At 67.3% G+C, this 19,114-nt stretch carries 17 protein-coding genes; 8 read left to right on the top strand and 9 right to left on the bottom strand.

The features are described from left to right. Window positions 1-19 precede the first annotated feature (19 nt). On the bottom strand, window positions 20-1,159 hold the full coding sequence (locus BN4346_RS39065; RefSeq protein WP_067974194.1) for a histidine phosphatase family protein: 1,140 nt from the start codon (window positions 1,157-1,159) through the stop codon (window positions 20-22). 123 nt (window positions 1,160-1,282) lie between these two features. Between BN4346_RS39065 and BN4346_RS39060 the strand changes: the two genes are divergently transcribed. The 4 genes from BN4346_RS39060 (at window position 1,283) to BN4346_RS39045 (ending at window position 5,743) form a co-directional block, all read left to right on the top strand. Further along, window positions 1,283-1,861: a TetR/AcrR family transcriptional regulator gene (locus tag BN4346_RS39060; RefSeq protein ID WP_067974192.1), complete on the top strand. Its 579-nt coding sequence runs from the start codon at window positions 1,283-1,285 to the stop codon at window positions 1,859-1,861. Next, window positions 1,861-3,399 carry a glycerol-3-phosphate dehydrogenase/oxidase gene (locus BN4346_RS39055; protein WP_407695096.1) on the top strand — a complete coding sequence of 513 codons (1,539 nt, stop codon included), beginning with the start codon at window positions 1,861-1,863 and terminating at the stop codon, window positions 3,397-3,399. Before BN4346_RS39060 ends, BN4346_RS39055 begins: the two co-directional genes overlap by 1 nt. A 46-nt stretch (window positions 3,400-3,445) precedes the next feature. Further along, a complete protein-coding gene (locus BN4346_RS39050) occupies window positions 3,446-4,072 on the top strand; it encodes a TetR/AcrR family transcriptional regulator (protein ID WP_067974186.1) in 627 nt (208 codons plus the stop codon). A gap of 78 nt (window positions 4,073-4,150) precedes the next feature. Then, complete coding sequence (locus BN4346_RS39045) at window positions 4,151-5,743, top strand: FAD-dependent monooxygenase (RefSeq protein WP_067974182.1); 1,593 nt, start codon at window positions 4,151-4,153, stop codon at window positions 5,741-5,743. Window positions 5,744-5,817: 74 nt separating this feature from the next. Here BN4346_RS39045 and BN4346_RS39040 read toward each other — a convergent pair whose 3' ends face one another. Beyond that, window positions 5,818-6,696, bottom strand: a complete 879-nt coding sequence (locus BN4346_RS39040; protein ID WP_067974179.1) for a LysR family transcriptional regulator — start codon at window positions 6,694-6,696, stop codon at window positions 5,818-5,820. 107 nt (window positions 6,697-6,803) lie between these two features. Between BN4346_RS39040 and BN4346_RS39035 the strand changes: the two genes are divergently transcribed. Continuing rightward, window positions 6,804-7,553, top strand: coding sequence for an SDR family oxidoreductase (locus BN4346_RS39035; protein ID WP_067974176.1), 750 nt, complete (start codon window positions 6,804-6,806; stop codon window positions 7,551-7,553). 8 nt (window positions 7,554-7,561) lie between these two features. Here BN4346_RS39035 and BN4346_RS39030 read toward each other — a convergent pair whose 3' ends face one another. The 7 genes from BN4346_RS39030 to aceE form a co-directional block, all read right to left on the bottom strand. Next, window positions 7,562-8,983, bottom strand: coding sequence for an acyl-CoA carboxylase subunit beta (locus tag BN4346_RS39030; RefSeq protein WP_067974173.1), 1,422 nt, complete (start codon window positions 8,981-8,983; stop codon window positions 7,562-7,564). A 52-nt stretch (window positions 8,984-9,035) separates the two neighbouring features. Beyond that, complete coding sequence (gene kasB, locus BN4346_RS39025; RefSeq protein WP_067974170.1) at window positions 9,036-10,304, bottom strand: 3-oxoacyl-ACP synthase KasB; 1,269 nt, start codon at window positions 10,302-10,304, stop codon at window positions 9,036-9,038. Window positions 10,305-10,342: 38 nt separating this feature from the next. After that, complete coding sequence (kasA, locus tag BN4346_RS39020; protein WP_067974462.1) at window positions 10,343-11,605, bottom strand: 3-oxoacyl-ACP synthase KasA; 1,263 nt, start codon at window positions 11,603-11,605, stop codon at window positions 10,343-10,345. 60 nt (window positions 11,606-11,665) lie between these two features. Next, window positions 11,666-11,965, bottom strand: a complete 300-nt coding sequence (acpM, locus tag BN4346_RS39015; protein WP_046188312.1) for a meromycolate extension acyl carrier protein AcpM — start codon at window positions 11,963-11,965, stop codon at window positions 11,666-11,668. A gap of 81 nt (window positions 11,966-12,046) precedes the next feature. Beyond that, a complete protein-coding gene (locus BN4346_RS39010; protein WP_078058719.1) occupies window positions 12,047-12,970 on the bottom strand; it encodes an ACP S-malonyltransferase in 924 nt (307 codons plus the stop codon). 179 nt (window positions 12,971-13,149) lie between these two features. After that, a complete protein-coding gene (locus BN4346_RS39005; RefSeq protein ID WP_067974163.1) occupies window positions 13,150-14,469 on the bottom strand; it encodes a PucR family transcriptional regulator in 1,320 nt (439 codons plus the stop codon). Window positions 14,470-14,576: 107 nt separating this feature from the next. Beyond that, window positions 14,577-17,366: a pyruvate dehydrogenase (acetyl-transferring), homodimeric type gene (aceE, locus tag BN4346_RS39000; protein WP_067974161.1), complete on the bottom strand. Its 2,790-nt coding sequence runs from the start codon at window positions 17,364-17,366 to the stop codon at window positions 14,577-14,579. Between the two features lie 190 nt (window positions 17,367-17,556). Here aceE and BN4346_RS38995 point away from each other — a divergent pair, with 190 nt between their 5' ends. From BN4346_RS38995 to BN4346_RS38985, 3 genes are all read left to right on the top strand, one after another. Continuing rightward, window positions 17,557-18,141 carry a hypothetical protein gene (locus BN4346_RS38995; protein ID WP_407695144.1) on the top strand — a complete coding sequence of 195 codons (585 nt, stop codon included), beginning with the start codon at window positions 17,557-17,559 and terminating at the stop codon, window positions 18,139-18,141. A gap of 81 nt (window positions 18,142-18,222) precedes the next feature. Then, complete coding sequence (locus tag BN4346_RS38990) at window positions 18,223-18,648, top strand: DUF3052 domain-containing protein (protein WP_067974158.1); 426 nt, start codon at window positions 18,223-18,225, stop codon at window positions 18,646-18,648. Next, the gene (locus tag BN4346_RS38985) at window positions 18,648-19,109 is read left to right on the top strand and encodes a peroxiredoxin (RefSeq protein WP_067974155.1); all 462 of its coding nucleotides are present in this window, start codon (window positions 18,648-18,650) and stop codon (window positions 19,107-19,109) included. Before BN4346_RS38990 ends, BN4346_RS38985 begins: the two co-directional genes overlap by 1 nt. Window positions 19,110-19,114 lie beyond the last annotated feature (5 nt).

Below are 19,114 nucleotides of genomic sequence, written 5' to 3'. Positions count from 1 at the left end.
TTGCTCCATCAACTATTCGCTATATCAGTCCCAGGATCGTCGACCCGAAGGCATCGTTGAACGTCTCGCCGGCTGAAAGGTCGCTACTGAGAGCCTGCAGCTCACCGACGATGTCATTGAACACCGATCCCGGGAACTGGACGAGCGCTTCGCCCACACTCTGCAGGCCGGTCTGCAGCGTCGAGTCGATTGTCGATGTGTCGCCGCTGAGGACAGCGTTCACCACGTCATACATCGCTGTTTGCGGTGCCGCCAGCGGGGCGCGCAGGTCGACGAGCAGCTCGGTGAGCAGCCCCGGGTTCGCCGGGATCGCTTGCCCGTCCCAGCTGACCAGTGTCCAGCCGTCCTGCGGGTTTCCCTCGACCTGGACGACGCCGCCATTGTGCAGGAAGGAACCGCCGGCGTCGCCGGTGACCAGCGACTGATAAAACAGCGGCAGGAAGTACGCCAAGTCGGGGTTGTTGACGTTCATCAACACCCAGGTGCTGATCGCCGCCTCCCCGGATCCCGCCACGACGGTGATGTCGCCGTTGTCGCTGACGACCGGGTTGGCCATCGCATCGGTGTACATGGTGGTGACAGCACCGTTGGAGATTTCGTCGAATGCCGAGCCGTTGAGGTCGACCGAGCCGGGCATCGGTACGTCGCGGAAGCCGAAGGCCCAGGCGAGCAGGGTCAGATCGAAGAGGATTCCGCCGGGGGAGGACTCCGACTGGCCGGCGTAGATGCCGCCGTCCACTTCGTCGAGCCCGGCCAGGATCTGGGTGTCCATGTGTTCGAGGCTGGCGAACGGCGCCACGGTCTGCCCCATCCGGGTGTCGATGCCGGCAAAGATGCCGGCCACACCGCCCGGGCCGCCGAGCTCGTCGAACAGCTGCTGCCCGACGTTCTGCGCCTCCTGCTCACCGGCCTCGCTGAGCGGGGTTCCGGGCGGCAGACCGGAGACACCGATCGTCGGATTGGGCTGGTCCGCCGGGACGTCGTCGGTGACTATGCCGTGCTCGACGAAGTCGATGACGATGTTCGTCGCGTCACCGGCGGTGAGTCGGATGTTGCGCAGGTGGGTGCCGGGTAGGGCCGTTGTGATCGGGGTGACGACGACAGCCGCGCCAAACAGGGCGACACCAGCGGTGGTGCAGAGACGAAGTACTGGGTCCATGGGATTCCTTTGTGAGTGCGAATACCGCGAGCAGTATGCAAAAACCTAGGCGAGTTCTTAGTAGAAGATCTCCATGCACTGTGTTTGAGCCGTGCGTTTGTTACGTGCATTACAGTATTACATATGTTGTCAACAAGTAATGACGACCACGGGGACACCGGCGAGCGGATTCTCGCCGCGGCCACCAGCTGCGTACTGGCATTGGGAATCGAGCGAGTGACGTTGGCGGCCATCGCGCGTCGCGCCGGAGTGAGTCGTCCCACGGTGTACCGGCGCTGGCCGGACAGCCGCTCGGTGATCGCCGCACTGCTGACCGCACGGATCACCACGGCGTGGGCTGAACTCGAGCAACCGGGAACCGGGCGGGAGGCGCTGGTGACGCGGATCGTCGCGGTTGCCGCGCGGCTGCGCCACGACGAGGTAGTGATGCAGGTGCTGCATCACGCACCCGATCTGGCGATGGTCTACATCGCCCAACGGATGGGGGCCAGTCAACGGCGGCTGATCGACCTGGTGGCCGGCGAACTCGGCGGCGCCCAGGATGCCGGTAGCGTGCGCGCCGGCGACCCACGCCAACTCGCCGCGATGTGCCTGCTGATCACCCAATCGGCGATCCAGTCCGCGCAAGTCGTCGCGCCGATCCTCGACGAGGACGCGCTCTCCACCGAACTGGCCTACACCCTGAACAGGTACCTCTCGTGATGCCCGACGCCGCTACGCTCAACTCCGCCCGCCGCACCGCCGAACTCACCGCACTGGCGGAGCACCCGGCTGTTGACGTCGTCGTGATCGGCGCGGGAATTACCGGCGCCGGCATCGCCCTGGACGCGGCCACCCGCGGCTTGCGGGTGGTGTGCGTGGACAAGCACGATCTGGCGTTCGGCACCAGCCGGTGGAGCTCCAAACTGGTGCACGGTGGACTGCGATACCTAGCCACCGGCAATGTGGGCATTGCGCGGCGCAGCGCCATTGAACGCGGAATCCTGATGACCCGCAACGCACCTCACCTGGTGCGGGCGATGCCGCAACTGGTCCCGCTGCTGGGGTCGATGCCTCGGCGGGATCGGGCCCTGGTGCGCACCGGGTTTTTCGCCGGTGACGCGCTGCGCCGGTTGGCCGGCACACCGGCGACGGTGTTGCCCCGTTCGCGGCGGGTCTCGGCCGAGCACACCGTGGAATTGGCGCCGACCGTGCGCCGGGACGGCCTCGACGGTGGTCTGCTGGCCTACGACGGGCAACTGATCGACGACGCCCGGCTGGTCACGGCGGTCGCCCGCACCGCGGCCCAACACGGCGCAACGATCCTGACCTATGTGGCGGCATCGCAGGCCAGCGGCGACGCGGTACGACTGACCGACCAGGTCTCCGGTGAGTCGTTCGACGTCGCCGCGCGGGCGGTGATCAACGCGACCGGAGTCTGGGCCGCCGACATCGACCCGGCCCTGCGGCTGCGGCCGAGTCGCGGAACGCACCTGGTGTTCGACGCGGCGGCCTTCGGCAATCCGACCGCCGCGCTGACCGTCCCGATACCCGGCGAGCTCAACCGCTTCGTGTTCGCCATGCCCGAACAGCTCGGCCGGGTCTACCTGGGCCTCACCGATGAAGAGGCACCCGGGCCGATTCCCGATGTGCCGCAACCCACTTCGGCGGAAGTCTCGTTCCTGCTGGACACCGTCAACACCGCGCTGGGCATCGCGCTGAGCACGGCCGATGTTCGCGGCGCCTACGCCGGGCTGCGCCCGCTGATCGACACCGGGGAAGGCCGCACCGCGGATGTGTCTCGCAACCACGCCGTCGTCGAATCGGAGTCCGGGGTGCTCAGCGTGATCGGCGGCAAGCTGACCGAATACCGGCACATGGCCGAAGACGTGCTGGACCGGGCCGTGCGTTTGCGGGCGCTGCGGGCCACGCCGTGTCGCACCCGGGATCTGCCGCTGATCGGTGCACCGGATAACCCGGGATCGCACATCCCGCTGACGGCTGCCCTGCCCGAATCGCTGGTGCTGCGCTATGGCGGCGAGGCGACCAACGTGATCGCCACCGCCACCTGCGAGCGGCCCGCAGATGCGGTGGCCGACGGCATCGACGTGATCCGTGCCGAGTTCGAGTACGCCGTCAGCCACGAAGGTGCGCTGACCGTCGAGGACATCGTGGATCGCCGGACCCGGATCGGCCTGGTGGCCGACGATCGCGACCGCGTCGTCGAGGTGGCCCGCGAGTTTCTCGCAGCTGCCGAGTGAGCCGATCGGGAACGGAACGGATTCGTATCGTCTAAGCTGGCACGTTATGGGAGCCCAGGAGCCCGCACCCGCATCGCGACCGGGGCGAAGCCCGGGTCGGCTCGACCGGTCGCGCGACCCCGCGATCCTTGATGCGGCGCTACAGGGCGTGGCCGACGTGGGTTATGACCGGTTGAGCATGGACGACATCGCGGCACGCGCCGGTGTCGGTAAGGCCGCGATCTACCGGCGTTGGCCATCCAAGGCAGTGGTGGTGGCCGATGCGATCGCCCATTGGCGGCGCCGGCAGGGACCGGTCGAGCCGCCCAGCACCGGTAGCCTGCACGGCGACATCGAGGCGCTGGTCGCAACCGCACCCGATCTCGATGAATCAGGCATGGACACAATGAAAGTCATCGTCGGCGTGGCGACCGCCGCGATGCACAATCCGATTCTGGCGGCGGCCCTCGATGATCTGGTGCTCGACCCGCCGCGCCATGTGGTCCGGGTGCTGCTCGATCAGGCGCGGGCGCGCGGTGAGATCCCGGCCGGTCGCGACCTGAGTCTGATCCCCGACGTGGCGTTGGGCCTCAATGTGCTGCGCGTGATGACCGGCCGGCCCGTCGACCGTGTCTTTGTCCGGCGCGTGCTGGAGGACGTCATCCTTCCACTCGCCGGCAATCCCTCCCCGTAGCGGGTTGCACCGCGCATCGACACATGCCACATTGGTCTAGACGGAACTAGTTAGTTCCGACTGTGGCGGGAGGTGACGATGAACGACAATCGAGTCCCGGTCCTGATCATCGGCGCGGGCGCGGGCGGTCTGAGCGCCTCGGCATTGCTGGCCAAACACGGCGTGGAATCCCTCGTCGTCGAGAAGCGCCGCGAGATCTTCATCTACCCGAAAGCCCGCAACCTCAGCTTCCGCAGCCTGGAGATCCTGCGCGGCCTGGGCCTGGCGGACCAGGTGCACGCCGTGGCCGAGGGGGTGTCGGACATGCTCACCAAGGCCTCGCTCACTAGCACTCGGGTGCGGCAGGCCTTCGACCTCGACGCGATCTTCGCACCGTTTTCTGGCCTGAGCCCCGAGCCGCCCGCGCAATACTGCCCACAAAGCGCACTGGAACCGATGCTGTTGGAACACATCCGCGGACAGGGCAGGGAGGTTCGCTATGGAACCGAATTGTGCTCCTTCGAGCAGGACGACACCGGAGTCACCGCCGTCGTTCGTGACCGCGACACCGGCGGCACCGAGGTGGTATGCGCCGACTACCTGATCGCCGCCGACGGCGTGCGCAGCCCGGCTCGTGACGCACTCGGCATACCCACGTCCGGGCACGGGGCGCTACCGATCTACGTCGTCTTCATCTACTTCCGCGGGCCCTGGCGGCAATTCGTTCCGCAACTCGGCGACGGTGACGCCATCCAGGTGGCCAACGACGACGTGGACGGCATCTTTCTGCCGGTCCGCGACGACTTCGGCATGTTCATCACCACCTATCTGCCCGACCGAGGCGAAACCGCTGCGCAATTCACCGACGATCACTGCCGCCGGCTGCTCACCCGGGCGATCGGTGCGCAGATCGACATCGAGATCGTCGAGGTGACGCCATGGCAGCCCTACGAGCGCGTTGCTGACCAGTTCCGCCGCGGCAGAGTGTTTCTCGTCGGAGACTCGGCACACGCCATGCCGCCGTTCAAGGCCGGCGGCGCGAACTGCGCCATTGCGAGCGCGCACAATCTGGCCTGGAAGCTGGCGGCCGTGCTGGCGGGGACGGCCGATGCCTCGTTGCTGGACACCTACCCCGCCGAGCGGCACCCGATGGGACGCTTCAGCGCCCGCCAATCGCTGACCGGGCCGGTGCTGCCGTTGCTGCGACTCGACGACACCGGACCGGGCCTCGCGCCGGGTGAGGAAGCGTCGATGTTGGCCCTCCTGATCGGCTACCGGTACCACTCGGCCGCGGTGCTGGGGGATGAGCCGCCGCCACGCGACCCGAGTGCGGTCTTCCTGGTGTCGGACCTGCGCGGACAACCCGGCACGCGGCTTCCGCATGTATGGCTGACACATGGTGGACAACGGATTTCGACTCTCGACCTGCTTGGCCTGGGCTTCACCGTGTTGACCGGCAGTGCGGGTGGACGCTGGCGAGCCGCCGCATCGCAGGCCGCGGAGGCGCTGGGAATCCCACTGGCTGTGCAGCGGATCGTCGATGAACAGTGGGCCCGCGTCACCGGGCTGGCACCAGACGGTGCATTGCTGATCCGCCCGGATGACTTCGTGGGATGGCGTGCCGACGCACTGCCGGCCGACCCCGACGCGGCGCTGCAGCGGGCGCTGTCGGCCATCCTGGCTCGGAGCTGAGTTCCTAGAGATACCTGCGGACCCGGCTGCAGTAGTCGGCGTACTCATCGCGGTAATGTTCACGCATGAGGTTGTCAAAGACGTTGATGCAGAATGCGATCCCGCACCGCTGAACTGGTGTGGGGCTGCCACAGCGCCTGCAGGGGCACCAGCAGCGGCTCGTCGAGATCGACCACCGAGACGGCGCCGGCCAGCGCCGGGCCGGCCGGTGCGGTGACGAACGCGACGGCGTTCTCGGTCAGGGCCGCTACCTCGGGCGGGCAGCCCTGCACCCGACTGACCCGGTACTGCGGCTCGAATCCGGCACGCCGGCAGGCGTTGACCAGAAAGTCGCTGTAGTAGGAAGCCCCCGGTGGCGCCCACAGCGCGATCAGTTGGTCGGCCAGCTCGGCGATGCGGATACGGGAGCGCGCGGCCAGCGGGTGATCGGCAGGCACGGCAACCCGCAGCGGGTCGTAGCCGATCACCGCGCCGGCCAGCAGTTCCTGGGGCACCACGGCGCGGCGCAGCCCCAACTGCACGGCTCCGTCGCGCACCCCGGCGGTGAGCCGGTCGGGAAACAGCTGCACGACCGTGAACGACGTGTCGGGCGAGGCGGCGATCGCCGGCTCGAGCAGGGCGTAGACGTCGTGACTACTGATCGCAGGGGAGTACCCGACGACGAATTCATCCGGCTGGGCGCTGGCCGCGGCGCGCGTGTGCGCAGTGAGGGTCCGAGCCGCCGCCAGCACAGCGCGGCCCTCGTCCAACAGCGTCTGGCCGGCTGCGGTCAACGTGATGCGGCGCCCGGAGCGCACCAGCAGCGTCACACCGATCTCCTTCTCCAGCTGTTGCACCGAATGCGACAGCGCCTGCTGCGACAGGTGCAGCTGCTTGGCGGCGCTGGTGAAGCCGGTGGCCTCGGCGACGGCGATGAAGTGGGTCAGGCGGCGCAGGTCCGGGACCGGGAACATCGGCTCATGCTATCCACAAATAATTCTTGTTGATGGCGCGTACAACTCTGTTTCCCATTTGTGCAGAGCCCGGTTAGTTTCGTGGTCAGCGACAGAAGGGGACTTCCATGAGCGATTTGACCGGGAAATCGGCGGTGGTGGCCGCGGGGGCCAAGAACCTGGGCGGGCTGATCAGCACCACGCTGGCCTCGCACGGCGTCAACGTCGCGGTGCACTACAACAGCGACAGCTCCGAGCCCGACGCCGACAAAACCGTGGCTGCGGTGCAGGCCGCCGGCGTCAAGGCAATCAAGGTGCAGGGCGATCTGACCGTTCCGGCCAATGTCACCGCCCTCTTCGACGCCGCGGTGATCGCATTCGGCGGACTGGACTTCGCGGTCAACACCGTCGGCAAGGTGCTGCGCAAGCCGCTGTTGGAGACCACCGAAGCCGAGTACGACTCGATGTTCGACATCAACGCCAAGTCCGCTTACTTCTTCCTGCAGCAGGCCGGCAAGCGGCTCAACGACAACGGTTCGGTGGTGACGATCGTGACCGCGCTGCTGGGCGCGTTCACCGACGGCTACTCCACCTACGCGGGCTCCAAGAGTCCGGTGGAGCACTTCACCCGGGCGGCGGCCAAAGAGTTCGGCACCCGGGGGATCAATGTCAACAGCGTCGCCCCCGGACCGATGGACACCCCGTTCTTCTACCCGCAGGAAACCCCGGAGCGCGTCGAGTTCCACAAGTCGCAGGGGATGGGCAACCGGTTGACCCGCATCGAGGACATCGCACCACTGGTGGTGTTCCTGCTCGACGGCGGCCACTGGATCACCGGGCAGACCATCTTCGCCAACGGCGGCTACACCACCCGGTGAGCTGACGCCTACAGCGGGATGTTCTTGTGGCGGCCGCGGCGGGCGGGCGCCTCGGCCAATGCCTGGGTGATCTTGCCGCGCGTGTGCGACGGGTCGATCTTCTCGTCGACCACGCCGATGTCGATGGCGCTGTCCACTCCGCCGGCGATCCGCTCGTGCTCGGCGGCCAGCTCCTCGTGCAGCGCCTCCCGCTCGTGCTCGGGGGCGGCGGCCAGCTTCTTCTTGTGCAGGATGCCGACCGCGGCCTTGGCGCCCATCACCGCGACTTCGGCGTCCGGCCAGGCGAACACCTTGGTAGCACCCAACGACCGCGAGTTCATCGCGATGTAGGCCCCGCCGTAGGTCTTGCGGGTCACCAGCGTGACGCGGGGGACGGTGGCCTCGCCGAATGCGTGTAGCAGCTTGGCGCCGCGGCGCACCACGCCACCCCATTCCTGACCCACGCCGGGCAGGTATCCCGGCACGTCGACGATCACGATCAGCGGAATCCCGAACGCGTCGCACAGCCGCACGAAACGTGCTGCCTTCTCGGCGCTTTCGGAGTTCAGGCAGCCGCCCAGCCGCAGCGGGTTGTTGGCCAGCACGCCGACCGTGCGACCGGACAACCGGCCCAGCCCGACCACCATCGACGGCGCCCACTTGGCCTGGAATTCTTCAAACGGCGCGTCCGCATCGAGCAGCGCGTGCACCAGCGGGTGCACGTCGTAGGCGCGTCGCGCCGACTCCGGCAGCAGTGCGTGCAGGTCGATCTCGCCCGCCTCGGCCTTGTTGCGGTCGAAATGGCCCTGCTGGCAGAACAACCCGACCAGACGACGGCCCCGCTCGTAGGCGTCGAGCTCGTCGTCGGCGACGATGTGGCACACGCCGGACTTCTTGTGGTGGGTGTCGGGGCCGCCCAGTGCGGCCATGTCGACGTCCTCACCGGTGACGCTGCGCACCACGTCGGGGCCGGTGACGAACACCCGGCCCTCCGGTGCCATCACGATGACGTCGGTCAGGGCCGGCCCGTAGGCGGCGCCGCCGGCGGCGAATCCGACCACCACCGAGATCTGCGGGACGAATCCGGAAGCCCGGATCATGGCCTCGAAGACCCGTCCGACCGCGTGCAGGGCCCGCACGCCCTCGGCCAACCGGGCGCCGCCCGAGTGCCACAGGCCCACGATCGGGCTCTGCTCGGCGATCGCGGTGTCGTAGGCGTTGACGATGTGGTCGCAGCCCTCAATGCCCATCGCACCGCCCATCACGGTGCCGTCGGTGCAGAACGCGATGGTGCGCACTCCGTTGACGGTGCCGCCGGCGGCCAGCACGCCGGAGCGGTCACGCTCGTGCAGCAATTCCACCGTGCCGTCGTCGAAGAACGTCGACAGACGCAGCAGGGGATCGCGCGGGTCGAGCGATTCGCCCACCGTCTCGGGAGCCATAGTCGTCATCGCGCCTCTCCTTGGTCTGAATTATTGATCGCGGGTCTCGCTGTGGCGGCCTTCAGTACCGACCGAAGACGATCGCGACGTTGTGCCCGCCGAACCCGAATGAGTTGTTGATGGCGTACTCGTAGGTCCCCGCTCGCGGCTCGCCGGCCACCACATCCAGGTCGATCTCGGGATCGAGATTCTCCAGGTTCCGTGTCGGCGGGATGATCTGCTCACGCAGCGCCATCACCGTCAGGATGGACTCGACCGCCCCGACCGCACCGACCGAGTGGCCCAGTGCCGCCTTGGGCGCGTACACCGCGGCGTTGCCGCCGTGCGGGCCCAAAGCGAGGTTGATGGCGTGACCTTCTGCCACATCACCCACGGTGGTTCCGGTGGCGTGCGCATTGACGTGGCTGATGTCGCCGGGCGCTAGGTCGGCGATCTGGATCGCCCGTGTCATCGCCCGACCCGCGCTCTGGCCGTCGGGGTCCGGCGCGACAATGTGGTAGCCGTCCGAGGTGATGGAGGCACCCATGATCCGGGCGAGGATGTTGGCCCCGCGCGCCTTGGCGTGCTCTTCGGTCTCGATCACCATCAGTGCGCCGCCCTCGCCGAACACGAACCCGTTGCGGTCGCGGTCGAACGGACGGCAGGCGCCCTCCGGGTTGTCGTTGGAGGTGGACAGCACGATGCGCATTTGGGCGAATCCCGCGATCGGCACTGCTTCGATCCGGGTTTCCACACCACCGCAGATCGCCATGTCAGCTTCGCCGAGCACGATCTGCTGCCAGGCGTGCGCGATGCCCTCTGAGCCGGAGGCACAGGCCGAGATCGGGGTGATCACCCCCGCTCTGGCATGCCGGTCCAGTCCGACCGCAGCGGCCGCTCCGTTGGGCATGTACTTCTGCACGACCAACGGCGAGACCGCCTTCAGGCCGCGTTCGCGCATGCCGTCATAGGCCCAGACAAGCTCCTCGCTGGAGCCCATCCCGGTGCCAACCGACACCATGAGGCGCCGGGTGTCGACTTCGGGTGAGCCGGCGTGTTCCCAGGCACGCCGGCTCAGCACCAAAGCCATCTTCTGCAAGTAGGAAAGCCGACGCAGCTCGGTCCGGCTCAGCCCCTCGTCGAAACTCTCAGGGGTCTCGACGAGGTGCCCGCCGATACGAACCGGTAGGTCATACTCCTCGACGAATGAATCGGTGAGCTTGCGAATGCCGCTCTGGCCGTCCAGTAGCTTCTTCCAGGTGTTCTCCCCGTCCGCGGCCAATGCGGTCGTCATGGCGTAGCCGGTGACGACAACGTTGGGGAGACCCTTTCCCGTTGCCAGCGTTGACATGGCTGTTGCGAACTTCCCTCTCTTGGTACCGAAGTGTGTCAGTACCGCCCAAAGGCGAGCGCGACGTTGTGCCCACCGAACCCAAATGAATTGTTGATGGCGTACCTGTAGTCGCCGTAACGAGGCTCGCCCGCGACGATGTCGAGGTCGATCTCGGGGTCCGGCGTCTCATAGTTCAGCGTCGGCGGGATGACCCCGTCACGCAGCGAGAGCACCGTCAGCGCCGACTCCAGCGCACCGACCGCCCCAATGGAGTGGCCCAGCGCCGACTTGGGCGCATACACCGCGGCGTGCTCGCAACCGGCTTCCCGGATCGCATTCGCCTCGGCGGTGTCACCGATCGGAGTAGCAGTTCCGTGCGCGTTGATGTGGTCGACGTCCTTGGCGGACAGGCCCGCCAACTCCAGCGACCGGGTCATCGCACGGCCGGCCCGCTTGCCGTCGGGACCGGGAGCCACCATGTGGAAGGCGTCGGAAGTAATACCGGCCCCCATCAACCGGGCCAGCGGCTTGGCGCCGCGTGCCTTGGCATGCTCTTCGGTCTCGATGATCATCAGCGCCCCGGCCTCACCGAACACGAAGCCGTCCCGGTCCTTGTCGAACGGCCGCGACGCACCCTCGGGGTTGTCGTTGCGGGTCGACATCGCCCGCATCATCGAGAACGTCGCGATCGGCAGCGCCTCGATGCCGCCTTCGACACCACCGCAGACCGCGAAGTCCGCGTCGCCCATCACGATCTGACGCCACGCGTGGGCGATGGCCTCCGATCCCGAGGAGCAGGCCGACACCGGGGTGATGACCCCAGCGCGGGCACCGAGCTGCAGGCCGACCACCGCGGCGGCACCGTTGGGCATGATCATCTGAACGGCCAGCGGCGACACCTTGCGGGGGCCGCCCTCGTTCATCAGGTCATAGGTCTCGACGATCTTCTCGCCGCCACCAAGCCCGGTGCCGACAACGACCGTGAATCGGTCGGGGTCGACCTCTGGCGATCCGGCGTTCTCCCACAACCGCCCAGCGAGCAGTTTGGCCATCCGCTGAACGTAGGACATGCGTCGCAGGTCCAGCCGGCCCATGTGGTCATCCACCGGGTCCTTGAGGTGTCCGCCGATCTTGACCGGCAGATCCCACTTGGAGACGAAATCGTCCTCGAGCACGTGGATGCCGCTCTCACCGGCGAGCAGTCCCTTCCACGTGCTCTCGATGTCTGCGCCGATTGAAGTGGTGGCCTCAACGGCGGTTACCACCCCACTGGGGGAACCGCCGTTTGCCGCAGAAGGCTTTTGAAGGGGTGGCCCCAACGGCGGTTCCCACCACACTGGGGTAACCGCCGTTGGCCGTAGAAGGCTGAGAGGACACGATTAGCTCTCGGAACCGAACTTCTCGCGCAGCGCGGCGGCAGCCTCGGGGTTCTCGGCCTCGAGCTTCTGGATGTAGCCCACCACGTCACCGACGGTGCGCAGACCGGCGAGGTCCTCGTCCGGGATCTTCACGCCGTACTTGTCTTCGGTCTGAACGGCGATCTCCACCATCGACAGCGAGTCGATGTCCAGGTCGTCGACGAAGGACTTCTCGACGGTGACCTCGCTCGGCTCGATACCGGTCACCTCTTCGATGATCTCGGCGAGACCGGCGATGATTTCATCCTGGCTGGCAGCCACTGTGTTTCCCTTCGGTTGGATCCGCACGGGGTGTGCGGGGGTATTACTGGGTATCTGGTTGTGCAGGTTTGGAAGCGGGCGTTAGAACTCGGGCAGCCCGTCCAGATCCGCGGGAGATTTGACGGCGTGCGTCGGGGTCCCCCGAAGTTCGCGTTTGGCAATGCCGGCCAGGGTACCGGCGGGCGGGAACTCCACGATCGCCGTGACCTCGCGGGCGCGGAGCGTCTCGGTGCACAAGTCCCAGCGCACCGGCCGGGTCAGTTGCGCAACCAGGTGCTCCAACGCCTGAGCCGCCGATGTCACCGGCTGCCCGTCGCGGTTGGACAACAGGGTAGCGGTGGGCTCAGACGTGCTCACCTGCCCGGCTGCGGCGGCGTAAGCCTCCAGCGCCGGTGCCATGTACTGGGTGTGGAACGCCCCGGCGGTGGCCAGCTTGCGGACCCGGGCCTTGGCGGGCGGGTCTTCGGCGAGCTTGTCCAGCGCGTGCAACGGACCGGCCGCCACGATCTGGCCGACAGCGTTGCGGTTGGCCGGGGTCAGGTCGAGTTGCTCGAGGCGGGCCAGCACCTCGGCCTCGTCGCCGCCGAGCAGCGCAGCCATGCCGGTCGGCTCAAGTGCGCAGGCCTTGGCCATCTCGCGGCCGCGGGTGGCGGCCAGCATGACGGCGTCGTCGGCGGAGATGACGCCGGCGATCGCGTAGGCCGCGATCTCACCGACGGAATGGCCGGCCACGATGACATCGCTGCCGCTCACCGAGCCGTTGCGCCGCTTGACCAGCTCGGCGTACGCCAGCAGGGTCGCCGCCACCACCAGCGGCTGGGTGACCGCGGTGTCGGTGATCTCCTCGGCCGTCGCGGTGGTGCCCAGTGCGATCAGGTCCAGACCACTGATCTCCGACCAGGCGGCCAACTGCTCGCGCGCGGCATCGGCGCCGGGCGCCTCCAGCCACGGCGACAGCATGCCGGGGGTCTGAGATCCCTGTCCGGGAGCGAGCAACGCAATCACGTCTTTAAGAGAACATTGTGAAGAGCGGTTTGCAGGATGTCCTAGATTATGAACATTGTCTTATGTTTTTGTGGAGACCCTACAAAACTGCCGTTCTATGCGACGTGTTCGATACCGAACTGCGACAAGTGTTCGCTGCTGGTGTGCATCTGTACATGCCCGGGGTACGCCCCGGCGGGTCATTCCGCCGGGTTGACCTGAGGGTCATCGGGGCCGGTGGAGGGCATCGGCGCGGCGGCATAGGCCACGTTGGCACTACTGAAACTGGCTTGCTGCGCTTGGTTGGCCAGCCGCCCGACCGTGGCGGCAACCCGCAGGACATAGGCGTCACGCGGCACGGCCGGATCGCGTCCGGTGAAGTCGGCGATCCGCTTGAGCCGGTAGCGGACGGTGTTTGGATGAACGAACAACTTGCGGGCGCAGGCCTCGATCGCGCCGCCACAGTCCAAATAGGCGTCCAGTGTCTCGGTGAGCGTCGGCCCGGCCTCGGCCAGCGGCCGCATCACGTCGGTGTGCAAGGCCGCGATCGCCGACGTATCGCCGATCAGTGCCCGCTCCGGAAGCAGCTCGCGAGCCAGCACCGGTCGCGGTGCACCGGTCCAGCCCACGACGGCGTTCATCCCCGAGATCGCCTCGCTGGCACTGTGATAGGCGGCGGTCAAGGTCGGCGCCGTCGGTCCGATCACCACTGGACCGTCGGAGAACGCGCCGAGCAGGTCGGCGAAGAACTTCTGCGTGGGCGTCAGCGGGCCCGACACGATCGCCACCAGCCAGGTGCCGTGCACGTCGGTCAGGGCCGCCCGGCCGTGGCGTTCGGCGACATCGCGGACGTCTTGGCTGGCTTTCTGTCCGGCGAAGGCGTCCGGTCCCGGTGGTGCGGTGCCCACCACCACGGTGGCCGGGGCGGTGGTGTCCCAGTTCAGCGCGGCCGCGCGGCTCAACAACTCCGGACCGGTGTCACCGCGGACCACGGCGTCCACCACGCTGGCCTCCATCCGAGAGTCCCAGGTGCCTCGGGCCTCCGCGGCGTCGGCGTAGGCGGAGGCGGCGGTGAACGCCAGATCCCGGCTGTACTTGAGGATGCCCACCGTCAGCGCGGTCACCTGCTCCTCGGAGCGAGCCAGCAGCGGCACGACCTCCTCGAAGAACTCCATCGTGACCCGCACCATGTCCACGGTGTGCCGCAGTGCGATGTGGCGGGTCAGCTCCTGGGGTACCAACTCGAACGCCTGCGCGGTGTGGCTGACGTTGCCGTGCGGGTCGTGCATCCACTCGGCGAAGTTGACCACCGCCGTCTGCACCACCAGTGCCACGCTGGCGCGCTGGGAGGCCTCCAGGTCGGCGAAGAACGGCAACCGGTCACCCATCATCGACACCGCTTCGGTGGCCAGCCGGCCCGAGTAGTGCTTGAGCCTGCGCAGCAGGGTGTCCGGGACGGTGCTGAGCAGGTCCAGCGTCGACCGCGGCAGGACCGGGGCCGCCGGGCTGTTGTCGACCATTTCTAAAAGCTACGCCTGATTTCTGGTCACAAGTAACAACAAGCCGCGATTTGGGCGCGATAATTCCCGCTCAGCGGGAACTATCGCGCCGAAATCCACGGGGCTGGCTATGCGACGCCGGAATCCGACGTCTGCTCGGGGGCGGCCAACACGTCGTCGATCTGGTACCGCGTCGCCGCGTTGACCGGGACCGACGCGTCGATGGCGCCGTCGCGGGCCAGCGCGGCCAGCACCGCGACCACCACCGACTCGGCGTCGGTGTTGAAGTAGCGCCGCGCGGCCGGACGGGTGTCGGAGAACCCGAACCCGTCGGTGCCCAGGGTGACGTAGTTGCCGGGCACCCACGGCCGGATCTGCTCGGGCACCGCACGCATCCAGTCCGACACCGCAACGACCGGGCCGGTGGCATCCGCCAGCGCCCGCGTCACATACGGCACCGCGGCCGGGCGCTCCGGGTGACGCAGCCGTTCGCGTTCGATGGCCACCCCGTCCCGGTTGAGCTCACCCCAGCTGGTCACCGACCACACGTCGGCGGCCACATCCCAGTCGGCCGCCAACAGGTCGGCGGCCCGCAGTGCCTCGGGCACCGCCACCCCCGACGCCAGGATCTGCGCGGTGTGCGACCGGGGTTCGGCGGCCTTGCGCAAGCGGTAGATGCCGCGCAGCAGTCCCTCGGGTTCAAAACCGTCGGGTTCGGCTGGCTGCACGTAGGGCTCGTTGTAGAGCGTGACGTAGAAGTACACGTTCTCCGGGTTCGGGCCGTACATCCGTGCCAGGCCGCTTTCGATGATGTGGGCGACCTCGTAGGCGAACGCCGGATCGTAGGAGACCACCGCGGGGTTGGTGCTGGCCAACAGCAGCGAGTGCCCGTCGGCGTGCTGCAGACCCTCACCGGTCAGGGTGGTGCGTCCCGCGGTGGCGCCCAGGACGAAACCGCGGGCCATCTGATCGGCAGCCGCCCACAGGCCGTCGCCGGTGCGCTGGAAGCCGAACATCGAATAGAAGATGTAGATCGGGACCATCGGCTCGTCATGGGTGGCATACGACGTCCCGACCGCGGTGAACGAGGCCGTCGAACCGGCTTCGTTGATGCCCTCGTGCAGGATCTGGCCGATTTCGCTTTCCTTGTAGGCCAGCATCAGGTCGGCATCCACCGAGGTGTAGAGCTGGCCGTTGCGGTTGTAGATCTTCAACGACGGGAACCACGAGTCCATCCCGAATGTGCGGGCCTCATCGGGGATGATCGGCACCAATCGCGGACCTAACTGCTTGTCCCGCAACAACTCTTTGAACACCCGCACGGTGGCCATGGTGGTGGCCACCTCCTGGGTGCCGGACCCCTTCTTGACCGCCGCGTAGGCCTGCGAGCCCGGCAGTTCCAACGCTTTGGCCTGGGTGCGGCGGTGCGGCACGAAGCCGCCCAGGGCGCGCCGCCGGTCCAGCAGGTAGCGGATCTCGGGTGCCTGCTCGCCGGGGTGGTAGTACGGCGGCAGGTACGGGTTCTCCTCCAGTTCGGAGTCCGGGATCGGAATCCGCATCTCGTCGCGGAAGTCCTTGAGGTCCTGCAGCCGGAACTTCTTCATCTGGTGGGTGGCGTTACGGCCGGCGAAGTAGCTGCCCAGGCTGTAGCCCTTGATGGTCTTGGCCAGGATCACCGTCGGCTGGCCCTTGTGCTCGACGGCCGCGCGGTAGGCGGCATGGACCTTGCGGTAGTCGTGCCCGCCACGCTTGAGGTGCCAGATGTCCTGATCGGACAGATTCTCCACCAGCGCCTTGGTGCGCGGGTCGCGGCCGAAGAAGTGCTCTCGCACGTAGCCGCCGTCATTGGCCTTGTAGGTCTGGTAATCGCCGTCGGGGGTGACGTTCATCAGGTTGACCAGGGCGCCGTCCCGGTCGGCGTGCAGCAGGGCATCCCATTCGCGGCCCCACACCACCTTGATCACGTTCCAGCCCGCGCCGCGGAAGAACGATTCCAGTTCCTGAATGATCTTGCCGTTGCCGCGCACCGGGCCGTCCAGGCGCTGCAGGTTGCAGTTGACCACGAACGTCAGGTTGTCCAGGCCCTCCAGCGCCCCGACGTGCAGCAGGCCGCGGCTCTCCGGCTCGTCCATCTCGCCGTCGCCCAAAAAGCACCACACGTGCTGATCGGAGGTGTCGCGGATGCCGCGGTCATGCAGGTAGTGGTTGAACCGGGCCTGGTAGATGGCGTTCATCGGGCCCAGGCCCATCGACACCGTGGGGAACTCCCAGAAGTCGGGCTTCAGTCGCGGATGCGGGTAGGACGGCAGGCCGCCGCCGGGGTGGCTGTGCTCCTGACGGAAGCCGTCGAGATCATGGGTGCTCAGCCGACCTTCCAGGAAGGCGCGCGCGTAAATGCCGGGGGAGGCGTGGCCCTGGATGAACACCTGGTCGCCGCCGCCGGGGTGGTCTTTGCCGCGAAAGAAGTGGTTAAACCCGACTTCGTAGAGCGTCGAGGATGACGCGTAGGTCGAAATATGGCCGCCGACCCCCACCCCAGGCCGCTGCGCGCGGTGCACCATCACCGCGGCGTTCCAGCGGATCCAGCTGCGGTAGCGGCGTTCGGTTTCCTCGTCGCCGGGGAACCAGGGTTCCAACTCGGTCGGGATGGTGTTGACGTAGTCGGTGGAGGTGAGCGCCGGGATCGCTACTCGCTGTTCGCCGGCGCGTTCGAGCAGTCGCAACATCAGGTAGCGGGCGCGAGCCGGACCGGACCGGGCCAGCAGTTCGTCGAAGGACTCCAGCCACTCGGTTGTCTCGTCGGAGTCGATGTCGGGGAGGTAGGACGCCACCCCCTCGCGGATCACCCGGACCCGATCGGATTCGGTTGTGCTGCTTGGCTTTTTGGCCAGATCCTGATGTACGGCCTCAGTGGTCAACGCATTGCTCCTTGGTTCGGAGGACAAGATGTGCCTCCCGGCTTGTGGCCAGGACGACACCGACCGATCGATTCGCCGGTCTCGTCTTTTCTATCCTGCCCCACCGGACACCTGACCGGCGGTGGGCGCGTGCCGCAGGGTGGGCTGATCTCGGCCTGGTGGCGGGTACGCGGTAACGTTTCAAGTTGTGCTGACCCGACGGCTGACTGCCTCGCGCGCCCAGACGCGGCGACACGCTCGGGTAGGCGCGTCGGTGGCCGGAGTGGTGGCGGCGTTGGCGATGGGGGTCGTCGGCTGTACCAGCATCATCGGTGGCACCCCGGAGGCGGACACCTCCGAAGCCCCGGCCTACCGCTCCTCGGTGTCGGCGTCGGTGTCGGCCTCGGAAGCCACCTCGAGCATTCGTGAGACCCAGCGTCAGCAGTCGATGACCACTCAGGCGGTCCGCGGCGCGTGCGGCCGGTTCGCCTCGAGCAGCAGCGACGCCGTCGACGTGGTGAACAAGTACGTCGAGGCGTTCAACAAGGGCGGGGATATCTCCGGCACCGCCGGGCCCGCGGTGGAGGCACTCAACCACAGTGCCGACGAGGTTGTCGCGGCGATCAACGAGAAGTTGTCGCCGGACCTGACGGACGCGTTCAACACCTATGCGCAGGCCGCGCGCGGCGTGGCAACCGCGATTTCATCCAAGGCGCCGGTACCGGTGTACAACGCCCGCAAGGATGAACTGAACCGGGCTCGGGACAAGGGGATGCAGTTGTGCAAAGCCTTCTGAGCCCGCTCACCCCGCCCAGCACGGCGAGCTGTGCAACGATGATTCACATCACAAGCGCTGAGGATCTAAGGAGGTCGCACGGTGGTCGCGGCGGATAACGACGCCCCGAGCTTCGCCCGCAAACTGGGCATCGAGAGCAAGCAGTTGGTCCAGGAGTTCGGCTGGGACGAGGACGCCGACGACGACATCCGTGTCGACGTCGAAGAAGCCGCCGGCAGCGAACTGCTCGACGAGGACACCGATGAGGTGGTTGACGTCGTGCTGCTGTGGTGGCGCGACGGCGATGGTGACTTGGTGGACACCCTGATGGATGCGATCACCGCCTTGGCTGACGACGGGGTGATCTGGGTATTGACACCCAAGACCGGCCGATCCGGCCATGTGCAGCCCGCCGAGATCGCCGAGGCGGCGCCGACGGCCGGCCTGATGCCGACGTCGTCGGTCAACCTGGGGGACTGGAGTGCCAGTCGCCTGGTGCAGCCCAAGTCCCGCACCGGGAAGCGTTGATGCTGCAGGTCGGCGCGCAGGCCCCGGACTTCACCCTCAAGGACCAAAACCAGCAGCCGGTGACGCTGAGCGATTTTCGCGGTCAGAGGAACGTTCTGCTGGTGTTCTTCCCGCTGGCCTTCACCGGCATCTGCCAGGGCGAGCTGGATCAGCTGCGCGACCAGCTGCCCCGCTACGTCAATGACGACAGCGTGGCGCTGGCGATCTCGGTGGGCCCGCCGCCCACCCACAAGATCTGGGCGACCGAGAGCGGGTTCCTGTTCCCGGTGCTCTCCGATTTCTGGCCGCACGGCGCCGTCAGCGAGGCCTACGGGGTGTTCAACTCCGACACCGGCTTTCCCAACCGCGGCACGTTCGTCATCGACAAGTCCGGCATCATCCGGTTCGCCGAGATGAAGCAGCCCGGTGAGGCGCGCGACCAGCAGCTCTGGCTCGACGCCCTGGGCGCGCTGAAGTCCTGACCCTT

Origin of the sequence: Mycolicibacter icosiumassiliensis (assembly GCF_900078685.2) — a bacterium.
Lineage (GTDB): Bacteria > Actinomycetota > Actinomycetes > Mycobacteriales > Mycobacteriaceae > Mycobacterium > Mycobacterium icosiumassiliensis.
This window is presented reverse-complemented; position numbering and strand designations above follow the sequence as displayed.